Annotated in this window: 2 protein-coding genes; both read left to right on the top strand. The window is 59.2% G+C overall.

What is annotated here, in order from left to right; all coding sequences use genetic code 11:
* The coding region (locus AB4072_RS17100) for a flagellin (RefSeq protein ID WP_441969930.1) at positions 1–735 on the top strand (735 nt) is incomplete at its 5' end.
* A gap of 273 nt (positions 736–1,008) precedes the next feature.
* The coding region (locus AB4072_RS17095) for a flagellin N-terminal helical domain-containing protein (protein ID WP_441969929.1) at positions 1,009–1,376 on the top strand (368 nt) is incomplete at its 3' end.

The following is a 1,376-nucleotide window of genomic DNA, read 5'->3' as shown; positions in this document are numbered from 1 at the left end:
CGTAAGATCGTTGCCTCGTTCACCCGCGTCGACGGCGCGATCACAGTCGACACCGTGAACGTTTCGGTGGACACGACGAAGCTCTACGACAAGACCACGACGGCTGCTGACGCCGCGGCTGCTACGGATGCCGACATCTCCGCCGACAAAACTACGTTCGACGCGGCGAAGGTCCAGTGGGAAACGGATCTCGCGACCTGGGAAGCCAGCTCCAAGGACGCGGCTGCGAAGACCGCCTACGATACGGCGAAGACCACCTTCGATACCGCGAAGACGACCTACGCCACGGCGATCGATACGGCCAATGCTGCTGCGGTTGCGGCAGTTAACGGCGAGGGCGGCGTTCTGAATAAGGAATGGGCTGTTCTGGCGAAGGACGAGGACGGTGCGCTGAAGCATTACGAACTCGCCATCGACAAGTTGGACATCTCCGCGATCCAGAACCAGGATCTGTCGAAGCTGCGCGGCTACATTGCAGCCGTGGACAAGGCCATCAGTGCCATGACCGACGCTGCGACCACGCTCGGCGCGAACAAGACGCAGATTACGTCGCAGACGACCTTTGTCGAATCGCTGATCAAGGCGAACGAGCGTTCGATCGGCGCTCTCGTCGACGCGGACATGGAAGAAGAATCGACCCGCCTCAAGGCGCTTCAGGTTCAGCAGCAGCTCGGCGTTCAGTCGCTCAGCATTGCTAACTCGAACACTCAGACGATCCTTTCGCTCTTCCGCTAAATCGACGCCAAGTCCCTGATCCGTCAGGGACTGAAGCAAGAGCCACGCCTCCCCCAGGGCGTGGCTTTTTCTGTTTAAGGCAGGAAAATAGCGGGCGTTGGAAGGGTGAGAAATAGCAGGCACAGCCTCGCGCAAGTTTGGTCGGGCAATGTGGCGTTTATGGCAGATTGAATGGCACGCTCGATGAGACCCCATTCGAAGGCATGACGCCGCGCTGCCATACCGGTGGAAGCCCGGTATGTCCCGAATATTTTTTCACCAGAGGGACGTTGCATGTCTAGCCTGCTCACAAACAACTCCGCGATGACTGCCTTGACGACGCTGAAGAGCATCGCCGGGCAACTTGATCAGACCAGCAGCCGTATCTCGACTGGTTTGAAGGTGTCGAACGCTGCCGACAACGCCGCCTACTGGTCGATCGCCACGACGATCCGCGCCGACAACGGCTCGCTCGGTGCGGTGAAGGACGCGCTCGGCCTCGGCGCAGCTTCGGTCGATACAGCCTTCAACGGCATGAACAACACCATTGAAGACATGAAGTCGATCCAGGCCAAGCTGACGGCGGCGATGTCGCCGAACGTCGATCGCGGCAAGATCCAAACCGAAATCAACGCCATCCTGAGCAAGATGAAGTCGACTGC

Source organism: Microvirga sp. 2MCAF38 (assembly GCF_052115485.1).
Classification (GTDB): Bacteria; Pseudomonadota; Alphaproteobacteria; order Rhizobiales; family Beijerinckiaceae; genus Microvirga.
This window is presented reverse-complemented; position numbering and strand designations above follow the sequence as displayed.